Below are 19,464 nucleotides of genomic sequence, written 5' to 3'. Positions count from 1 at the left end.
TCAGAGCGTTTCTAACGAATCATCAGCTAAGAACAGAGCAGGCGCCCTGTTGGCACCTGCTCGCAGCCGATCTGGCTCGTTTCAACCTGGAACTGCAGGTCGCGGGGCTTGCGCGAGACGAGGCTAAGTCGCTCGTGCCAGTCGGGTAGGCGATCGGTAACATTAGGTGATCATCATCAGGTGGTGCCGACCGGTCATACCGAACGACTGCACAGGTGACTCGCCCGGATCGGAGCCGACGTAACCCGACCAGTCCGCGGAAAGGTACGGCGCCCGGTGGACCGGGGGTGGCTCCACCCCAGCCCCGTCGGCCGTGTCATCGCGGGCCGGTCGTTCAGCCTCCTGACCCGAGGGGCGGCTCGATCTCGATCGTCCCCCGCGTGTCCGCATGAAGTAGGGAATGGCCAGCGCTCCGGCCCGAGGGGCGCACCCCTCGATCGTTGGCGCAAGCGGCACTGCCATCGGATCGCCGGGAGTCCTGTCGGGAAACGCCCTCCAGGTCCCGATCGACCCTCTCGACGCACGCGGCAACTCGCTCAATCTGCTCGGCGTCCGCAGCCCGGCCCTCGGCACTGCCACCTGCGCCAACGTCGGCTCCTGGGACGTCGCCTCGGATGACAACAGCGCCACCGCCGACAGCAGGGTGATTGTTGGGCTGATCGGGTGAACTTGGGCAAGTCGACCCATCTCAAGGTCCTGTTGGGGACGAACGTGCCCCGGAACCTGTCCTGAGACCGGTCTCCTCTCCCCACAGAAAGACCTTCGATGAGTTCACGCAGAAAACCGGTCGGCGTCGGCCGGTGGAAGTCGACCGCGCTGCTCCTGGCCCTTGGCACCATGGTCGCGGGCGCCGCGCTGATCGGGCCGGGCTCGGGTGTCGGCCAGGCGTCCAGCCACCGTGAGGCGCCGCTGATCGCCTCCGACCCGCAGGTCGACAACACCGACCTGTACGCGTTCGCCAGCCCGGACAAGTCCAACACGGTGACGCTGGTCGCGAACTGGTACCCGTTCCAGGAGCCGAACGGCGGCCCGAACTTCTACCCGTTCGCCACCGACGCGCACTACGACATCAACATCGACAGCCAGGGCACCGGCAAACCGGACCTGACCTACCGCTGGACGTTCCGCAACGAGGACCGCCGCGGCGACAAGACGTTCCTGTACAACAACGGGGTCGTCAACAACCTCACCGACAAGACCCTGCTGTTCCGCCAGCACTACAGCCTGCAGGAACTCCGGGCGGGCAAGAAGCCGGTCACCCTGGTCAAGGACGCCATCGCCGCACCCTCCAACGTCGGCAAGGCGTCCATGCCCGATTACGGCAGGCTGCGCGGCCAGGCCACCAAGACACTGCCCGGCGGCGGCCGGACGGTGGCCAGCCAGGCGGCCGACCCGTTCTTCCTGGACCTGCGGGTCTTCGACCTGCTCTACGGCGGGAACCTGTCCGAGACCGGGCACAACACGCTCAACGGCTACAACGTCAACACCCTGGCGATCCAGGTGCCGAAGTCCGCGCTCGCCTACAAGGGGAACGCGAAGCGCAACCCGGTGATCGGCGTGTGGAGTTCCACCGAACGCCGCACGATGCGGCTCAGCCCCGGCAAGCAGACGGCGACCGGCCCGTACGTGCAGGTCTCCCGGCTCGGGAACCCGCTGGTCAACGAGGCGGTGGTGCCGGCCGGTCTGAAGAACGCGTTCAACGCGCTGCCGCCGTCGCAGGACCACAACCAGCCCAAGCTGGTCGCGAAGGTTCTCGACCCGGAGCTGCCGAAGCTGATCCAGGCGATCTACGGCATCCCGGCGCCGAAGACTCCGCGCAGAGACCTCCAGGAGATCTTCCTGACCGGCATCGCGAAGGCGGCCGGTGGCCCGCTGGCGGTGGACCTCAACTCGCAGCTGCTCAACAAGGACATCAACCCGAAGCGGTTCGTGCCGGCCGAGGAACTGCGGCTGAACATGTCCACCCCGGTGACCGCCAAGCCGGACCGGCTCGGTGTCCTCAACGGGGACTTCCAGGGCTTCCCCAACGGGCGGCGGATGGGTGACGACGTGGTGGACATCGCCATCCAGGCGCTGGAGGGCGCCACGCCGGGCCACCTCGTCCAGGCGCTCGCCGCCGGTGACGGCGTCAACGGACCCGGCCGCCCCTACACGGGCAGCTTCCCGTACATCGCCCTGCCCTTCACCGGCTCGGTGAACCAGGCGGGCTGACCGACCGCCCGGTGCGGGCGCGTTCCTGCCCGCGCCCGCACCGGGCACCTCGCCGCTTCCGGCGAAAACCCCTGCCAGCCGATTGTTCGTCCGAACGGAAAGACCGTCGTCCATGCGCCGCCTCGCACTCATCGTTACCACCGCCGTGCTGTGCGCCGGCCTGACCGGATTCGCCGCCATGGAGCATTCCGGGGGCTCCTCGCCCCCGCCCGCGGGCAGCCCCGTACCGGCTCCGAACGCCGGCGGTCCGGGTACGCCGCTGAGCGTCGACGCCGTGGTCGGCAAGCTGCAGCAGACCTTGCGCGCGCAGCCGTCCGACGCCTCGTCGTGGGCGCAGCTCGGCTCCGCCTACGTCGAGCAGGCCCGGCTCGATGTCGATCCGACGCTGTATCCCAAGTCCGAGGCCGCGCTGCGGCGTTCGCTGAAACTGCAGCCTCGGCACAACACTGCGGCGCTGACCGGGATGGCCGGCCTGGCCAACGCCCGCCACCGCTTCGCCGAGGCCCGCACCTGGGCGGAGCAGGCCATCGCCGATGATCCGTACGCCTGGGCCCCCTACGGAGCGCTCAACGACGCGCTGACCCAGCTCGGCGACGACCGGGCCGCCCAGGAGGCCGTGCAGCACATGCTCGACCTGCACCCGTCCACCGCGTCCTTCACCCGGGCCTCCTACACCCTGGAGTTGCACGGCCGGACCACAGAGGCCGCGCAGGCATTGCAACGGGCCCTGGAGGACGCCAGCACACCCGCGGACCAGGCGTTCTGCCAGCACTACCTGGGCGAACTCGCCTTCAACACCGGGCACCCCCAACAGGCCCTGAACCACTACCGCACCGCGCTGCGCCTCGATCCGACCTACACCGCCTCGCTCGCCGGATCCGCCAGAGCCGAAGCCGCCCTCGGCCAGACCGACCGCGCGGTGGCCGACTACCGGACCGCCATCGACCGGGTGCCGCAGCCGCAGTACGTGCTGGAGTTCGGCGAGCTGCTCCAGTCTCTCGGCCGCGCCCCGCAGGCCCGCGCGCAGTACGGCGTGCTCGAAGCCGAGCAGCGGCTGTTCGCCGCCAACGGTGTGGTCGACGACCTCAACCTCGGCCAGTACCAGGCCGACCACGGCGACCCGAAGCTCGCGGTGAAGCTGCTCACCGCCGAATGGCACCGGCGCCACAACGTACTGGTGGCCGACGCCCTCGGCTGGGCCCTGCACCGCGCCGGGCGCGACGGGGAGGCACTCCCGATGGCTGATCAGGCCGACCGGCTCGGCTGGCGCGACGCCCTGCTGCACTACCACCGCGGCGTCATCGAGCAGTCCCTCGGCGACGACCGGGCGTCGGCCAAGGACCTGGCAGACGCGCTCGCCGCGAACCGGCACTTCTCACCGCTCTACGCCAGCGACGCCCGCGCCCGCCTGGCTGCCCTGCGAGGACACCGATGATCCCGAGCAGCCGTCTTCGTCTCCACACCCGCCGTGCCGCTCTGCTGCTGGCCGCCGCACCCGCACTGGTCTGGCTGGCCGCTCCCGTCGTGTCCGCGCACCCGCTGGGAAACTTCACCGTCAACCGGTACGACGGACTCACGCTCCGCACCGGGGGCATCGACGACCTGGCCGTGGTCGACACCGCCGAGATCCCCACCCTCCAGGCCAAGCCCGCGATGGACACCGACCACGACGGCAGGCTCAGCGCCGCAGAAGCGGCAGCCCACGCCAGGACCGCCTGCGCCACCCTGGCCGACGGAGTCCGCGCCACCACCTCGCCGAGACCGGGCGGCACCGGCCGACCGAAGAAGCTGCGTTTCCAGGTGGCCGGGGCATCCTTCCGCCTGGTGCGCGGCCAGGCAGGGCTGGACACCGGACGGCTGGAATGCCGGCTGACCGCCCCTCTCGACCTGGGCGCCGGCGACACCGTCGAACTCTCCTCAGGTGTCGACAACACGCACATCGGCTGGCACGAGATCACCGCCCGCGGGGACGGGCTCCGGATCGGGACCGCCGACGTGCCGGCGGCCTCCGTGTCGGACGAGCTGCGCCGCTACCCGGCCGACCTGCTGTCCGACCCGCTCGACCAGCGCCGGACCCGCATCGTCCTCGGCGCCGGGCCCGGCGCCGTCGCCGCCACCACGCCGGGCACCGGGTGGACCGGCACCTGGTACGCCGCCCTCGACCGGCACCTGAGCGCCCTTACCGACAGCCGCCGCCTCACCCTGCCCGTCGGACTCCTCGCCGTCCTGATGGCGATTGTCCTCGGCGCGGGACACGCGGCACTGCCCGGCCACGGCAAGACCATCATGGCCGCCTACCTGGCAGGCCGTCAGGGCCGCCCCCGCGACGCCGTCACCGTCGCCGGAACCGTGACCCTCACCCACACCGCCTCGGTCCTCGTCCTCGGCATCGCCATCAGCGCCTCCTCCACACTCCTCGGCGAAGACGCCCTGGCCTGGCTCGGCACGATCAGCGGCGTCATCATCACCACCGCGGGCCTGTGGCTGCTCCCCTCCGCGCTCCGCACCCTCCGCTCCGGGCAGACGGCCGGACACAGTCACCACCACCACGACGACCACGCACATCACGGGCACGGGAACGGGCACCACCACGACCATGACGAGGCACCGGTGCATATGGCGCCTCCCCATCCCCTCGCCCCGGACGTATCGCTGGCCGCTGCCGGTTCCGGTCCGTCGGCGTCGGGGACGCTCCTCGCCGCTGATACGGCCCCCGTTCACCATCATGATCACGAAGATGCCGATCCTCATGGGCACGGCCACCACGGCGCAGAGCACACTCACAGCCACGGATTGTTCGGCCACCATCACCACCAGCAGCATGGCGCCGGCCGCAGAAGAGGCGGACTGATCGGGATCGGCGTCGCCGGCGGCCTCGTGCCCAGCCCCTCCGCCCTCGTCGTGCTCCTGGGATCGATCGCGCTGGGCCGCACCGCCTTCGGCGTGGCGCTGGTCATCTGTTACGGCCTCGGCATGGCCGGCACCCTCGCCGCCGCCGGCCTGCTGCTCCTCAAACTCCGCGACCGAATCCCTTCACTCGGGGGCACCCGCTGGCGTGGACTGGCCGGATGGGGCACCCGGATCACTCCTCTGGGCGCAGCGCTCCTGGTCCTGGCCGTCGGCGTGGGTACGGCCCTGCGTGCCGTGCCCCTGTAGATGAACCGCTCCATCCCGATCCCGACACGCCCGAGGAGAACATCGTGCCCTCCCGCCCACGCCGCTTCGCCGCTCCCCTCCTCCTGAGTGCCGCGCTCGCTCTGACTTCCTGCGGCGGCTCCGGATCGTCCACGGGGGCTCTGGCAACTGGCGCCCCCAGCCCGCGTCTTACCTGCCGCGTGCATCAACAGGTCCTGCCCGACCACGACTACACCGGCGGCAAGGACGGCAAGCCTCTCGCTGTCCTCACCATGCTCCGCTACTTCACCGCACAGAAGTCGCTCCCCTTCTGCGACGGCAAACCGCCCACTGCCCAGGACGCTGCCTGGGCCCGGCTCTACACCGGCCTCACCCGCCGCTCCTGAACCGGCCGCCCTCCGTCAGCCGGTGCCGGTCAGGGTGGCGAGGGCGGCGCGTGCTTTGGGGGCGAGGAGGGGGCTGAAGTGGGGGTTGATGGCCAGCGCCGCCGTGAAGTCGGCGCGCGCGGAGTCGAGATCGCCGAGCCCCTGCTGGATCATGGCGCGGTGGTAGTGGAACAGGGCGTTGCGGGTGCCCTGGGCGAGGGCCTGGTCGGATTCGGTGAGGGCTTCGCGGTCCTGGCCGTTGGCGTGCAGGGCCCAGGCCAGGGCGTCGTGGGTGTCCATGAAGGGCCGGGTCTTGATGCCCTGCCGGGCGATGGTCAGAGCCTGTTGCGGGTTGCCGTGGTCGGCTTCGAAGAGGGCGGCGTCGGAGTCGAGGGCGACGCCGTTGCTGGTGAAGAGCTGCTGTTCGGCGCGGAAGACCTGGTACTGCTGGGCGGCTTCCTGGGTGCGGCCGAGGGATTGGTACAGCTCGCCGAGCTGGAGGACGTATTCGGGCTGGGGGACGCGCTGCACGGCCCGGGTGAGGTCGGTGATGGCGCCTGTGGTGTTGCCCAGGGCGGCTTCGGCGTGGGCTTTGGCCTGGAGCAGGGAGGTGTAGGTGGGGGCGGTGCGCAGTCCGGCCTCGGCTTCGCTGAGTTCGGTGGCTGGGTCGCCGTTGTTGAAGGCGAGTTCGCCGAGGTAGTAGTGGGCGAAGGCCGCGTCGGCGGGGCCGGCGGCGTCGTTGAGGGCGCGGCGCATGTCGGTGCGGGCGGTGGTGATGTCGCCGTCGAGTTCGGCGACGTAGGAGGCCCGGGACAGGGACGGTGATCCGGGGCGGAGGTCGACCATGCGCTGGACGGCGTCGGCGGCTTCGGAGTAGCGGCCGAGCTGGGTGTAGGCATCGGCCAGCGTGCCGTACAGGGAGGAGTTGTACGGGTTGACGGCGACGGCTCTGCGGGCCCAGTCCAGTGCCTGGGTGAACCGGTGGCGGCCGGCTTCCAGGGCGGCCATGCCGCCCATCGCGGTGAAGTTGTCGCTGCTCCGCAGGGCCAGTGAGCGCTTGAGGACGGCTTCGGCCTTGGGGTAGTACGACGGGTCGGCGGTGGTCTTGGCCTGCTGGACGTAGTCGAGTCCCAGGGTGCCCAGCGTGACCTCGTCGGCGGGGTTCTGCCGGGCCTTGGCCTGCAGGCGGGTGATGTCGGCGGCGATCGGGTCGGCTCCGGAGGCCGGACTGCCGGCCTGCGCGGGCGGGCCTGAGCCGGGGTCGGTGGATGCCGCGGGCCAGGGGGCCAGGCCCAGTCCTCCGGCGAGGAACAGCCCGGCGCCGAGGACGGTGGTAACGGCGGCGGAGAGCATGATGCGGCGGCGCGATGGGCGTCGGCGGATGGCCAGGGTCAATTCCCGCTCCGGGGTGGGGTATGTGGAGGTGATGGGGACTGATGCCGTGAACTCGGCGTGGCGAGGGCGGCGTAGACCACGACGTTGTCGAGGTAGCCGCCTTCTGCCGGGTCGTAGGGGCCGCCGCAGGTGATCAGGTGCAGTGCGGGCGGGCCGGTGGTCGCGTAGACGTCGTTGTCGGGGAAGTCGTCCTTCTTGTACTGGCGCAGGGCCTGGACGGTGAAGTCGACGCGGGTGTGGTCGGCGCGGTCGACGGTGATGGAGTCGCCCGGGCGCAGCGCGGATATGCCGTAGAAGGCCGCCGGGCCGGTCAGCGAGTCGACATGGCCGACGACGATCGCGGCGCCCGCGTCGCCGGGGCGCGGGCCGTCGCTCCACCAGCCGACCTGTCCGGGGTCCTCGGGTGCGGCGAGGTGGCCGTCCGACTGGACCCGCAGGCCGGTCAGGGGGCGGTCCACGCTGATGCCGGGTATGCGTATCCGCACCGGGCGGGCCGCCGCGGGCGTCCCGGTGACGGGGCGGGCGCCCCCGGCAGCGGGCGCGGGCAGGGCCCCTATGTCGATCTGCGCCGCCGGGCGGGGGTGGTCGGTGATCAGTGCGGTGGTGCCGGCGGCGGCGAGGCTCAGGCCCGCGACGACGGCGGCGGCGGTGAGCCTGCGGACGCGCCGCGGTCGCCCGCCCTCCGGTGCGGAGGGCGGGCGACCTGCCGTGAAGGAGCCGGTCACGCGCGGTCGGTCCGACGGCGGCGCAGGGCGAGGACTCCGGCCCCGGCCAGCAGGACGCCGCCGCCGATGGCGGTCACCGCGACCACGGGGAAGTGACCGCCGAAGGCGGTGCCGCCGAAGCCCGCTCCGACGCCGCCGCCGGGCTGCGACGAGAACGCCAGGTTGACCGACATGTTGCTGGGCAGCGCCACGTAGGGGAACGTCGCGCTGGGCGCCCGGTAGGGGGCGTTGACAGCGTCGCCGGCAGCGAGGGCGGGCACGATCTTGCCGGTCTGCGCGGCGCCTTCCAGGGCCTGCAGTTCGATGTCGAGGACGTCGTCGGTCAGCCGGCGGCCGTTGGGGAAGCCGCCCAGGTCGCCGCCGAGCACGCCGAGGCGGTTGGGGCTGGCGGTGGGCGCCACCGACATGTTCAGCCGCAGCTCCTCGCCCGGGGTGAACGCGTTCTTGTCCACGTCGCCGTTGAGCAGCTGCGAGTTGAGGTCCGCGTTGATCGGTCCGCACGCCTTGCAGATGCCGGTGAGGAAGATCTCCACCAGGTCGTTGCGTGGGATCGCGGGGGCGGGGATGCCGTAGATGCTCTGGACGACCTTGGGCAGGATCGGGTCCTTGACCGCGTTCACCACCGGCGTGACCGTGTGGTCCTGGAAGGGGCTGAGCGTGTTGAAGGCGTCCTTGTACTGCAGCGGCACGACCACCTCGTTGACCAGCGGGTTGCCGAGGCGGGAGACCTGGTGCCAGCCGGTCCCGCCGGAGCCGTCCCGGCCCGGCGCCTTCCCGTTGTCGGCCGAGCCCGCGCTGCCGTAGGAGGCGGTGCCCTCCTTGCCCTTGCTCGCGGACGAGGTGACCTGCGCGCCTTGGCGGTCGGTGGTGGACCAGACGCCGATCACGGGGTTGCGGGTGGCGTTGCCGTTGAGCGCGAGGTCCTTCTTGGGCACCTGGATGACGATGGTGTTGACGTTGTAGCCGGCCAGCGTGTTGTTGCCGGTCTCGGAGAGGTTGCCGCCGTAGAGGAGGTCGAAGACCCGCAAGTCGGCGAAGAACGGGTCCGACGTCTGGCCGGCCAGTGTCTGGCCGCCGCCAGGCAGGGACAGCGTGGCCTGCTTGCGCAGCGCGGCGTAGTTCGGCATTGATGCCTTGCCGACGTTGGAGGGGGCCGCGGGGGCGTCCTTGAGCAGCGTCGTGGTGGCGCCGTGGGCGTCGGTGACCGTCAGGTCGTAGGTCTGGCGGAAGTTCAGGGTCGGGTCGTCCAGGTTGTTGACGACGCCGGTGTTGTAGAGGAACTGGTGGGCGGCGTCGCGGATGTGGTCGGTGAAGGACCAGGTGTACGTGGTGTCGGCCTTGCCGTCGCCGTTGCTGTCGATCTTGATGTTGTAGTGGGCGTCGTTGGCGAACGGGTAGAAGTTCGGTCCGCCGTTGGGCTCCTCGAACGGGATCCAGTTCGCCACCATCGTCACGGTGTCGGGCTTGTCGGGGCTGGTGAAGGCGTAGACGTCGGTGTTGTCCGCCTTCGGGTCGCCGGCGATCAGCGGCGCCTCGCGGTGGCTGGAGGCGGAGCTGACACCGGGTGCCAGACCGGTCAGGGCAGCGGCGGACACCAGGGACAGGACGCCGAGGGTGGCGAGGGCGCGTTCGGCCGGGCGGGCCGGGAATCTCCGGCGCGAGCGGGTGCGGGGCATGGGCCATCCGTTTCGGGTGGGAGCCGGGGCCCTCCGGGGGCGGGAGGGCAGGCTGACGGCGGTGGACACTCGAAGCCCCAAACGGACCGCCTCGACCCCGCCCGTCACAGGCGCCGGCCTCACTGCCATGTGTGTCCGCAATGCGACTTAAGTTATGAATAAGTCACCACGGGCGTCATCAGCCCGCAACGCCGTAGAGCCGAACGAGCGGTCCCGAGCCGCCGCACCGCCTCTTTCAGCGGCCCGCCCCGACGGTGCCGCTCATTCGGCCCCCGCTTCGGCCGGCTGGCTCGGGGCGGCCCAGCGTTGCTCGATGCGGCCGTACTTCCACACCAGCAGGGCGCAGGCCCAGGCCGCGGCGAACAGCCCCACGACGACGAAGCCGACGGTGTTGAGGTTCAGCGCGGCGACCCAGCCCCAGAAACCCCCGGTCAGGGTGAGCTGGTCGGCGAGCAGGGCCAGCAGCTCGACGGTGCCGATGATCAGAGCCACAGCGACCGACAGGCCGGTGACGGTGAGGTTGTAGTAGATCTTGCGGACGGGATGCGAGAACGCCCAGCCGTAGGCGAGGTTCATGAACGAGCCGTCGATGGTGTCCAGCAGGCTCATCCCGGCGGCGAACAGCACCGGCAGGCATAGCACGGCGTACCAGGGCAGTCCGGTGGCGGCGCCCGAGGCGGCCATGACGAGCAGGGCGACCTCGGTGGCGGTGTCGAAACCGAGACCGAAGAGCAGGCCGACGGGATACATCTGCCAGGGCTTGTCGATCGAGGTCATCACGCGGCCCAGCAGGCGGTTCATCAGGCCGCGCTTGTCGAGCTGCTCCTCCAGAGCGTGCTCGTCCAGGTCCCCGGCGCGCATCTGCCGCCAGACCCTCCAGATCCCGGCCAGCACGACGAGGTTGACCGCGGCAATGGCGTACAGGAAGGTCCCGGAGACCGCTGTCCCGATCAGGCTCGTCATCCGGTGGAGCCGGGAGCTGTCGTCCTTGAGGGGCCCGGCCAGAGACTTCAGGCCCAGGGAGAGGAGGAAGGTGAGGCCGAAGACGACGCTGGAATGACCCAGGGAGAACCAGAACCCGACCGACAGCGGACGCCGGCCCTCGCCTTGGCCGCCCTGGCTCATGAGCCTGCGGGTGGTGTTGTCGATGGCCGCGATGTGGTCGGCGTCGAAAGCGTGGCGCATACCGAGGGCGTAGGCCGTGATGCCGATCCCCAGGCCGAAGGACTGCCCGTTGGCGCTGTAGTGGCCCGGCACGACGACTGCCACCAGGGTGAACCACCCGATGATGTGCAGTGCCGCTATGAATGCCGCCATGCCGGCCAGGCGGCGCCGCTCAGGACGGGTGAGCCCGCAGGCAATCCGGCTCAGAAGTGATGCCTTCAGGGGAGAGTACGCGGGGCTGGGAGGTGTGGCTGTCATGTGCGCTCACATTCGCGTGCGGGGCGTGAGCACCCGCACCGTGCGGGCCCCTTATTGCAAATTATGGGCAATTGAGTCTGCCTATCAGGTGCACGTAGTGCATTCGAGGGGCGCGCGGAAGCACCGCACGGTTCGAGTACGTCGTTCGGGGTGCCGGCGACGCCATCAAGCAGTGGTTCCCGCGGACGGGGAAGCAGCAAAGGACGCTCCGGCAGGTGGCCGCCATCCGTTCGTATGACAAGCCGGGTGGGTCTTCGCCCCGGACAGGTGGGTGGCGGCCAGGCTGGTGGATGAGTGCACCCACCAGGAGGAACGCATGCCTTACGGTCTGTCCCGCCGGTCCCTGCTCACGGCCGGCATCCTGGGATCCGGAAGCCTCGCTGCGGGTGGGGCCGTGGCCCGGGGTACTGAGCCGGCCGGACCGGAGCAGGCGGGGGAGCTGTCCTTTCCGTCTCCGGAGCTGACGCCTTACGTGGACCGGCTGCCGGTCCTTGCGACGTTTCGGGGGAGCGGCACGCTCGCGATGGCTCCCTCGCGGCACCGCTTCCACCGTGATCTGGGCATCGCGCCGACCTGGTCCTACGGCGGCCAGCAGTACTGGGGACCGACCATCGAGGCGCACCGCGACCAGCCCATCGCGCTCGCCTTCACCAACCGCCTGGGGCGGCAGCTGTTCGCCGCCGACGTCGACCCCTCCCTGGAGGGCGCAACCGAGCAGGACCGCAGCAGACCGCGGGTGTCGGTGCACCTGCACGGCGCGGTCACCCCTCCCGGCATGGACGGCCACCCGGAGCAGGTCTTTCTCCCCGGCGGCGCAATGACCTACCGCCATCCCAACCGGCAGGAGGCCGCGCACCTCTGGTACCACGACCACGCGATGGGCATCACCCGGCTCAACGTCGTCCGTGCCGCCGACTGGGGGCTGACACGGACAAGGGCCGGCAGGAACCGGCTGCACCGAGATGCATGACTACCGGCCGCCGTCCAGCGTGCTGGGCAAGCTCCGTGCGGGCTGTCCACCGAGTAGAGATCCCGCGGGCTGCCCTGGCCTTGGACCTGAGTCAGGCGGGGACCGGGTTCAGCGACATGCGTACGGTGATCTGCTTGCCCACGGCTCGTCGCACGACGTGGAAGCCGCCGCACAGCGCGGCGACGATCTCCATGCCGTGCCGGCCCACGCTGGTCGGATCCGGATCCGCGGCTGTCACCGGCTGCGTGGAGGTGTCCCAGACCGTGATCTCCACGATGCCGCCTGCCAGTTCGAGGTCGATCCCGCACGGCCCGCCGGTGTGCTTCACGGCGTTGGTGACCAGCTCGCTGACCACCAGCTGCGCGGTTGCGATGGCCTCGTCGGGTACCTCCAGGCCGGTGGCCCTGGTCCGGTCGAGGAACGCCGCAGCGAGACGGCGGGCAGACCCGATGGCTCCCGGCTTGCCAGCGTAGACCTCGCTGATGCGCACGTCATCATCTCCAGACCGACGGTCGACGTTGCCGGCTCCTGCCGTCATATCGCACCGCCACACCGGCCGCACCTCGTCCGAGGCAAGGTATCGGCACACACTCCATCTGCCCCTGGTCGGCGTTCCCGCACAACCGGCCCACAGGCAATGCTGTCCCGACAACAACCCGAGCCCTGTTCGATCCAGGTCAGCGACCTTTACACCTGGGCGACGGGGCGTCGGCATACTGTGAACATGTCGACAGCCGATCGCGCTCCCACCCGTCTCCCGGTCATCGCAGCGCGAGGCGACCTCGACGCAACCGCCCTCGCCCCGCTCACCGCAGAGATCGAGGCGGCCACCGCATCGCACCCCGGGGTGATCCTGGACGCCAGCGGCATCACCTTCGGCGATTCCAGCTTCCTGCGACTGGTGATCAGCACCCATCAGAACACCGACCTGCGGATCGCCGCTACACCCCCGGTCGTGGAGCGGCTTTTCAGCATCGTCGGCCTCGACGCCGTCATCCGGATCTACCCCACCGTGCACGACGCGCAGGCGGCGGCGCCTGCCCACTGAGGGAATAATCAGGGGCCCGCCTGCCTCGCCACGGCAGCGGGTACGGAGAGCTCTTCGGGCACCTTCTCCTATCCCACCCCGCTCAGTGGGGTTCGCCGGCACGGAGTAGAGCGAAGGTGGCGCGGCCCGGATCAGGCAGCGACCGCGCTGGTCCTGCGGTACCGGACGGCGATCAGCAGGCAGCCGGCGGAGATGATCGCCACTCCTTGGGCCAGAGCGCTGATCTGCTTGTCGCCGAACCAGACGGGCTCGTACATGTCGGGCAGCGGTCCGTGGGCGCCGACGTCGACGTAGCGGTACAGGAGGAGGGCCGCGAGGCCGCCGGCGGCGACAAGCCAGGCGAAGACGTCAACGAAAGGGCGGCGCCAGACCAGGACGACGAGGGCTGCCAGGGAGGCGAGGGCGGCTTCGGTGCGGAAGAGGGCGCCCTGGCTGATGCTCGCGGCGACGGCGTCGTACTGGTCGGCGAGTTTGGCGTGGATGAAGGCGTCCACTGCGAGGGCCGCGGCGGTGATCGGGCGAGCTGCGGAGGCGGGCAACGTGGCGGCGGGCGGGAGTTTGGCCTTGTGCATGAGGTCTTCCTCTGCGGAGGCGGTGACGTACCCGCGGGTCCATGGGGGCGGGACGCGGTCTCAGCTGACGGTGAGAGTCCCCTTCATGAACTGGTGGATGGTGCAGATGTAGCTGTAGGTGCCGGGTTTCTTGGGAGCAGTGAAAGTCGCCGACTTACCCGGGCCGATGGTGCCGGTGTCGAACACGCTGCCGTCGGTGGCGGTGTGAGCGGTCGAGTCCTGGTTCTTCACCGTGACGGTGACTCCGGGGTGCACGGTCAAGGTGGCGGGGCTGAAGGCGAAGCTGTTGATGACGATGGTCGAACCGCCGCCCGCACCAGAGGCGCCGGAGGACGCCGTGGCGGCAGTGGATCCACTGCCGCCACTGGAACTGGAGCAGCCGGTCAGGGTGATCAGTGCGCCGGCAAGGGCGACGGCCAGATGGTGGGGACGTATGGGAAGACGGGTGCGGGTCATTGCTGGCTTCACGGGGACAACCTCACAGGAGGACAAACTGAAGAGGGGCGCCGGGCGGCCCGTTGTGGGCCGGGCCGCCCGGCACGCTCAAGGGGGTCAGACAGTCAGCAGGGTGGGGCTGGCGGCCTTGTCGGTGGGCAGGAAGTCGGACGGGACGGGGTACTGGCCGAGAACGAAGTTGAGGATCGCCGCGTGCATGGCCTCCACGGGGGCGATGGAGGCTGCGGTGGCGATTCCGGCCGGGCTGGTGACGTTGTAGGTGGCGAACAGATACGTCTGCGCGGCCTGGTCCTCCAGTTGCAGGGCGAGTTGGGCCACGTCGCCGACGCTGGCGGCCTTGCCCAGCACCGCCAGGGTGGCGGGCTGGTTGGACAGCGGCACGTTGGTGATCGCGGGCTTGCCGGCTCCGGTCAGGACCGCGTTCCAGGCCTTGGCATGGTCGGTGTGCTGGGCCATCGCGGTGGTCACGAAGGTGGCGACGGCCGGCGGAACCGTGCCCAGCTTGCCGGCCTTGGCGGCGGCCAGGGCCGCCTGGTAGGCGCCGACCGCCTGGTTTTCCAGGGCCACCGCCAGGGCGACGACCTTCAGGTCCCCGGTGTAGGTGCCGGCACCGGACGCCGAGGCGGAGGGCGTGGCTGCGGGGGCCTTGCCCGAGGAGGAGGGCGACTTCTTGTCGTTGCTGGAGCAGGCCGCCAGCGCGAGGGCGGCAGCCGCGCCGCCGGCGCCGAGCAGGAACCGGCGCCGCCCCGGGTCACTCGGGCCGTCGGCCGGGGTGTTTCCGTGGGACCGGATGTCGTCGGTGAGATCCACCGCGCTGGCCCGCATGGCGGGCAGCGTGTCGAGGTGGGCTGCTTCCATGTCCCGGGTGAGGCGGGCCAACTGGGCCTCGCTGATCGGCAGTTCCCAGTCGTCGCGTGTCGCGGTCACTTCACGGCCCCTTCAGTGATCGGCGAAGCGCTCTTGGTCGGGTAGAAGGCGTCGGGGAATCCGACACTGCCCGCGGCGGCCGGCAGCTTGGCGGCATTCGTCGGGATGGCGATCAGATCGCCCAAGTTCCCGGCCAGCAGCGCCTGTACGGCCAGCAGCGTGGCCCGGTGCTGCGCCTCCACCGGCGCGACGGAGGCGAAGAGCTTCCGCAGCTCATTGCTGCTGACCTGGCCGACGTTCTTGGCGTAGGTCTGCGCGGCCACGTCCTCCAGCGTGATGGCCAGCGCCACCACGTCGGCGGGGGTCTTGATCGAGGGCAGCGCCTTCTTCACCACGGCCGCGTACTTCGGGTCCGGCCCGGACTGGGCCTTTCCGCCGGCCTGGGTGGCCGCGGCGTTGAAGGCCTGGGCGTGCGCCTGGTGCTGCGTGGTGGTCTTGGCGATGAACGCCGCGACCGTCTTGTTGCCGTCCTTGATGAACGGCAGCCCTGCCGCCGTCTGATAGACGCTGATGGCCAGGTTCTCGATCGACGCGGCCGTCTGCAGCGCCTTGACGTCGTCACTCGATGTGGCCGCGACCGCCCGCAAGGACGTCAGCACAGCCGCCGCGCTAGCCGCACCCGCCACCACTCCGCCGCGCTGCCACCACCGACGCGAGGGCTGCTCCCGGGTGACCTCGGTGAAGTCGCCCAGTGCCTCGGCCGTAATCCGCACCGCGTCGCTGTTCAAGTCCTGGGACTGCTCGGTCAGTTCTTCCAGCAGTCGGGTGTCGATGCGCTCTGCGCCCATCACGCCCCATCTCTCCGCGCGCCCTCGGATTGAGGAGCACTGACAGATGCTCTTCGTCGTCGTCGGCCGCACGGATTGGTCGCGACCTGGAGCCAACGAACTTCGTTTCTTTCGTCGGGGACGTCACTGCCGCACCAATCCGAACACACGTGGTCCGAATGCCCTGTGAGGAGCCCGCCCGTGCCGATAAATCATCCGCCCAGGTCACGGTCTTGATTGCCGGTCTCCGGCTGCCCTAGTACTCCAGCTGTAGATCGTGATCTTCACGCCTGGGCGGCTTGTCGCCGGTAGTGGCTGGCTTGGGATCGGGCCTGGTGGTGGCGCCGCCAGGTGGACCAAGCGAGCCGGTGGGCGGCGCTGTGGGCGGGGCGGACCACGAGGGCGATGAACAGGCGCTGGATCTCGTTGCAGGAGAGCGGTATGAGGGCGTCTGGTGTGGGGTGGCGGGTGTGTTCGTCGGCGCGGAAGGCGTGGGCGAGCATGGCCAGGGTGACCCAGCGGGACCAGGATGCGTAGCGGCGGACCTGGTGCTCATCCAGTCCAGCCAGGCCCTTGCCGGACTGGAAGAACTCCTCCACCCGCCACCTTGATCCAGCGACCCGCACCAGCGTGGTCAGCGGCACGGGTGCGGGTGAGTAGCAGCGGTAGTAGGCGAGTTCGCCGGTGCTGCGGTTGCGCCGGATGAGCAACTGGCGGCTGCCGGGCGCGGGGTCGGCCAGATCGATGGCGGGCCAGTCGCAGTAGCGATGCCCCTTTGCCCCCGCTCCCGCCGACAGCTTCTGCCAGGCACGCTTCGGGACCTTCCCGGCCAAGACATCCGCACGGAACTTTCCGGCCTGTGTGGTGACTTCGTGGGAGCAAGCGACGGCCACAGCACGTAGCCGGTGCCGCGTTCCTCCGGTGCGGCACGTAGTTTCGGGTTGCCGCCATAGACCTCGTCACCCGCGACCCACGACACATGGTGGCCGGCGTCCAGGAACCGGGCGATCATGCGGGTGGCCAGTTCCGGCTTGGTCGCGAAGGCGGTGTCCTCGCCGAGTCCGGCATCCCTGCACCGGTCGGGGTCCGCTGCCCAGGAACGCGGGACGTACAGTTCCCTGTCCACCGCCGCGTGCCCGCGTCGGCCGGCATAGACGAGGTAGACGGCGACCTGGGCGTTCTCGATCCTGCCCGCGGTGCCGGTGTACTGGCGCTGGACGCCGACCGTGCGCGTGCCCTTCTTCACGTCCCCGGTCTCGTCGACCACCAGCACTGCCTGATCGTCGTGCAGGTGCTCCACCACGTACTCACGCACGTCGTCGCGGACCTGGTCAGCGTCCCACTTGGCGCGTCCGAGCAGGTGCTGCATGCCGTCCCGGGTTGCCTCCTGGGCCCACTCGGCGATGGTCCAGCAGTTCTTGCGCGGCAGGTCCGACAGCAGACCCAGCACCAACTTCCGGACCCGACGCCGGGGTTCGACCCGCGCGAACCGTCCCGCTATCCGGCTCAGCAGGCTCTCGAACGCCTCCTGCCAGCGGGCAGGGTCTACCCTGTGACCTGCGGCCACCACATGATCGTTTGTCTTCACACACCGATGATCAGCGGTGGCCGTACCCGTCTACATTCCGGCCCCGGCTCTGACTGAGGGCTTCAGCCAGCGGACTTGAGCATCGTGACTGGTGAGCTGAGCGTGCGGGCGGTGGCTGTCCCCTGGGCATGCGTCTACCGCTGATGGTAGACGTTTGCCTATGAGTAGGCGGGATGTGCTGGGCCGCGGTATGAGGGTAGGCATGCTGATGGCAGGCGTTCCAGGGGGGCTTTGGGTCACTTTCGCGTTCGGGGCCGCACTCGCCTTCCTGGCAAGAGGCAGCACGCAGGCCGCGCTGAGTGCTTTCCGTGACGGCGGGATACTCCTTGTCGGGAGTTCGGCGGCGGGCGCCCTGATGGGGGTGTTCATCGGTGGAGGGCTGGCTCTCGCATCCCAGCGGGCCGTCGATAGCCGCGCATGGAAGCCCGCCCTCATAGGGGGCCTACTTGCAGCCATGGTGTTCCCCGCCGAGGTTTTGGTCGTGGCGCTGGGCACGGACGTGGGACCCCTTGAGATGGTGGTGACCTTGCTCGCATGGCCGGTGATGACAGTGCTGGCCGCCGTGCACAGTGCTGACATCGCTGGTCGCACCCGCCATCACGCATGGTTGTGGACCGCCGGTCGCCGCCGGCAGCAACAGCCTTCACAGCCATAGGCATGGCGCTGACAAGTCTCACTGGCTCAAGCGGTCATCCGCCCGCTGAAGCGCTCAGTCACACCGACCGGCAAGATCACGATCTACGGCTGGAGTACTAGCCGCCGACTACGTCGACGAAAACGCAGCGGAGGCGATCGATGTCTCTTCCACAGTCAAAGACATCGCAGATATAGCGAGTGCACTATTGTAAATTTAATCCCCGGGGCGCATTGCGCCCCGGGGCAACAGGAGTGATTCATGCACGAATTCGTCGAAGTGATCATCATCGTTGTCGCAGTGTTCTTCATTCTCCTTACCGGGTATTTGCAGTCGCCGCTGCGTAACAAGAAGCGCCGGAGGAGGCCTTGATACAGCGGCCCCCATCCTCTGTCTCGGCCTGGGCTACTACGCAGGTCAGGCTACTTCCGAGCTGCTGAGCTGAGAAGGGGCGCGGCAGGGCTAAGGGCTGTCCCGTAATCCCCGGCGGGCGCGCGACGACAGCTACGGCACCTCGCTGCGTTGTCGGGCCCGTCCGAATACGACCCGGTATGAGGACGACCCACCGCCTTGCGATGCACCGCATCTGACGCCGCACGCTGCTCCACCGCGGATTACGGGACAGCCCTTAGATGACCATCGACCACATGAGGAGAGACGAGGTGCGTACAGATCAACTGACCGGGGCGAACAAGACAATTAGGAACCTGAGGATCGCCGCTGCCGTCAGTGCGATAGTCCTCGTGTTCTTCGCTGTGTCGTTGGTACTCGGCGAAACGAAGTCGTGGATCGGTATCGTTCTGATCTGCGCCCTCTGGGTTCCCGTAGCCTTCCGCTTTTCTGGGATCAGCAAAAAAGGACTGCCTCCTCAGGACTAGCCGTGGCCGGCAACCGACTGAATGCAGCGCTGCACCACAGCATGCGCAAGCCAACGCTGCGGGCGGTCGGAACGAGGTTGCAGCCGTGTGCTCGGTGGGGTAGATCTTCATTAGCCCGCCGTAAGGGCCTTCGCGGCTTACCGCGAAGGCCCTTACGCACCGAAAAGGTCTTCGGCCGCTTCACTCAACCTGGCCCCACCGACAAGGAGAGCAACCCCTACCTCTACGCCGCCGGCGGCCCCGTCAACCACACCGACCCCAATGGCACATCGCTCTTTGATCTCGCGGGTAATCTCTGGGATGGCGCCACAGCGCTCCAGGACTTCGCGAAGGGAGATACCAGAGCGCGCCGACCTGGGACGACTTTTCCAAAGCCCGCGTCCTCCGGAGCCGTCTCTCTTCTTGCCCTCGCTGACAGCCCGTCCCAGGCGGTCGGACATCCGACCGTCCCAAATACGTCCCACGGGTGGCCCACGATTAACGCAAGGCAGTGCATTAGTGCAGGTCAGCGCCATAGAGGACGGGACGCGCCGGGTGCCTTCTAAGCGCTTGGCCGCAGGTTCGAGTCCTGCCGGGGGCACGCATTCTCCCAGGTCAGAGGCCCTTTCCGGCCGATCACAACCTCGCTTGCGCCGGATTTTTCGTGCCCCCAATGGCCCTTTTGCCCGAGTTTCGGGCCCGCTTTTCGCGTCTCC

Annotated in this window: 18 protein-coding genes and 1 pseudogene; 9 read left to right on the top strand and 10 right to left on the bottom strand. The window is 69.4% G+C overall.

Annotated elements, in window-relative coordinates:
* Positions 1-400: 400 nt before the first annotated feature.
* The 5 genes from GA0115240_RS31215 (at position 401) to GA0115240_RS31195 (ending at position 5,732) form a co-directional block, all read left to right on the top strand.
* The gene (locus GA0115240_RS31215; protein WP_093741937.1) at positions 401-667 is read left to right on the top strand and encodes a chaplin; all 267 of its coding nucleotides are present in this window, start codon (positions 401-403) and stop codon (positions 665-667) included.
* Between the two features lie 98 nt (positions 668-765).
* Positions 766-2,211, top strand: a complete 1,446-nt coding sequence (locus GA0115240_RS31210; protein ID WP_093741935.1) for a DUF4331 domain-containing protein — start codon at positions 766-768, stop codon at positions 2,209-2,211.
* 112 nt (positions 2,212-2,323) lie between these two features.
* Positions 2,324-3,646 carry a tetratricopeptide repeat protein gene (locus tag GA0115240_RS31205; protein ID WP_093741933.1) on the top strand — a complete coding sequence of 441 codons (1,323 nt, stop codon included), beginning with the start codon at positions 2,324-2,326 and terminating at the stop codon, positions 3,644-3,646.
* Positions 3,643-5,367 carry a nickel/cobalt transporter gene (locus GA0115240_RS31200; RefSeq protein ID WP_093741931.1) on the top strand — a complete coding sequence of 575 codons (1,725 nt, stop codon included), beginning with the start codon at positions 3,643-3,645 and terminating at the stop codon, positions 5,365-5,367. The genes GA0115240_RS31205 and GA0115240_RS31200 overlap by 4 nt, the downstream gene beginning before the upstream one ends.
* A 179-nt stretch (positions 5,368-5,546) precedes the next feature.
* Complete coding sequence (locus GA0115240_RS31195) at positions 5,547-5,732, top strand: hypothetical protein (RefSeq protein ID WP_093741929.1); 186 nt, start codon at positions 5,547-5,549, stop codon at positions 5,730-5,732.
* Positions 5,733-5,747: 15 nt separating this feature from the next.
* On the opposite strand, the gene GA0115240_RS31190 is transcribed toward GA0115240_RS31195, so the two are convergent.
* The 4 genes from GA0115240_RS31190 to GA0115240_RS31175 form a co-directional block, all read right to left on the bottom strand.
* Positions 5,748-7,106, bottom strand: coding sequence for a tetratricopeptide repeat protein (locus GA0115240_RS31190; RefSeq protein ID WP_237555351.1), 1,359 nt, complete (start codon positions 7,104-7,106; stop codon positions 5,748-5,750).
* On the bottom strand, positions 7,103-7,831 hold the full coding sequence (locus GA0115240_RS31185) for a class F sortase (RefSeq protein WP_218087450.1): 729 nt from the start codon (positions 7,829-7,831) through the stop codon (positions 7,103-7,105). Before GA0115240_RS31185 ends, GA0115240_RS31190 begins: the two co-directional genes overlap by 4 nt.
* The gene (locus GA0115240_RS31180) at positions 7,828-9,507 is read right to left on the bottom strand and encodes a DUF4331 domain-containing protein (protein WP_093741927.1); all 1,680 of its coding nucleotides are present in this window, start codon (positions 9,505-9,507) and stop codon (positions 7,828-7,830) included. Before GA0115240_RS31180 ends, GA0115240_RS31185 begins: the two co-directional genes overlap by 4 nt.
* Before the next feature lie 261 nt (positions 9,508-9,768).
* Positions 9,769-10,929: a HoxN/HupN/NixA family nickel/cobalt transporter gene (locus tag GA0115240_RS31175; protein ID WP_093741925.1), complete on the bottom strand. Its 1,161-nt coding sequence runs from the start codon at positions 10,927-10,929 to the stop codon at positions 9,769-9,771.
* A gap of 523 nt (positions 10,930-11,452) precedes the next feature.
* On the opposite strand from GA0115240_RS31175, the gene GA0115240_RS31170 reads away from it, so the two are divergent.
* Positions 11,453-11,899 (top strand): multicopper oxidase domain-containing protein, encoded by a 447-nt coding sequence (locus GA0115240_RS31170; protein WP_161302593.1) that lies wholly within the window; start codon positions 11,453-11,455, stop codon positions 11,897-11,899.
* Positions 11,900-11,990: 91 nt separating this feature from the next.
* Here the strand turns inward: GA0115240_RS31170 and GA0115240_RS31165 are convergent, their stop codons facing one another.
* Positions 11,991-12,389, bottom strand: a complete 399-nt coding sequence (locus tag GA0115240_RS31165) for an ATP-binding protein (RefSeq protein ID WP_202451927.1) — start codon at positions 12,387-12,389, stop codon at positions 11,991-11,993.
* Between the two features lie 234 nt (positions 12,390-12,623).
* Here GA0115240_RS31165 and GA0115240_RS31160 point away from each other — a divergent pair, with 234 nt between their 5' ends.
* Positions 12,624-12,947 carry an STAS domain-containing protein gene (locus tag GA0115240_RS31160; RefSeq protein ID WP_093741941.1) on the top strand — a complete coding sequence of 108 codons (324 nt, stop codon included), beginning with the start codon at positions 12,624-12,626 and terminating at the stop codon, positions 12,945-12,947.
* Positions 12,948-13,078: 131 nt separating this feature from the next.
* On the opposite strand, the gene GA0115240_RS31155 is transcribed toward GA0115240_RS31160, so the two are convergent.
* The 5 genes and pseudogenes from GA0115240_RS31155 to GA0115240_RS31130 all read right to left on the bottom strand — a co-directional run bounded on the left by GA0115240_RS31155 (position 13,079) and on the right by GA0115240_RS31130 (position 17,179).
* Positions 13,079-13,519, bottom strand: a complete 441-nt coding sequence (locus GA0115240_RS31155) for a hypothetical protein (protein WP_093741921.1) — start codon at positions 13,517-13,519, stop codon at positions 13,079-13,081.
* A 60-nt stretch (positions 13,520-13,579) separates the two neighbouring features.
* Positions 13,580-13,975, bottom strand: a complete 396-nt coding sequence (locus GA0115240_RS31150; protein ID WP_093741919.1) for a cupredoxin domain-containing protein — start codon at positions 13,973-13,975, stop codon at positions 13,580-13,582.
* 96 nt (positions 13,976-14,071) lie between these two features.
* On the bottom strand, positions 14,072-14,902 hold the full coding sequence (locus GA0115240_RS31145; RefSeq protein WP_256070113.1) for a ferritin-like domain-containing protein: 831 nt from the start codon (positions 14,900-14,902) through the stop codon (positions 14,072-14,074).
* Positions 14,899-15,690, bottom strand: coding sequence for a ferritin-like domain-containing protein (locus GA0115240_RS31140; protein ID WP_093741917.1), 792 nt, complete (start codon positions 15,688-15,690; stop codon positions 14,899-14,901). The genes GA0115240_RS31145 and GA0115240_RS31140 overlap by 4 nt, the downstream gene beginning before the upstream one ends.
* A gap of 263 nt (positions 15,691-15,953) precedes the next feature.
* Positions 15,954-17,179, bottom strand: a pseudogene (locus GA0115240_RS31130) (IS701 family transposase).
* 280 nt (positions 17,180-17,459) lie between these two features.
* Here GA0115240_RS31130 and GA0115240_RS31125 point away from each other — a divergent pair.
* Both GA0115240_RS31125 and GA0115240_RS31120 read left to right on the top strand, forming a co-directional pair.
* The gene (locus GA0115240_RS31125; protein WP_141709027.1) at positions 17,460-17,912 is read left to right on the top strand and encodes a hypothetical protein; all 453 of its coding nucleotides are present in this window, start codon (positions 17,460-17,462) and stop codon (positions 17,910-17,912) included.
* Positions 17,913-18,523: 611 nt separating this feature from the next.
* Positions 18,524-18,769, top strand: a complete 246-nt coding sequence (locus GA0115240_RS31120) for a hypothetical protein (protein WP_093741909.1) — start codon at positions 18,524-18,526, stop codon at positions 18,767-18,769.
* Positions 18,770-19,464 lie beyond the last annotated feature (695 nt).

The organism is Streptomyces sp. DvalAA-14 (assembly GCF_900091855.1).
Classification (GTDB): Bacteria; Actinomycetota; Actinomycetes; order Streptomycetales; family Streptomycetaceae; genus Actinacidiphila.
This window is presented reverse-complemented; position numbering and strand designations above follow the sequence as displayed.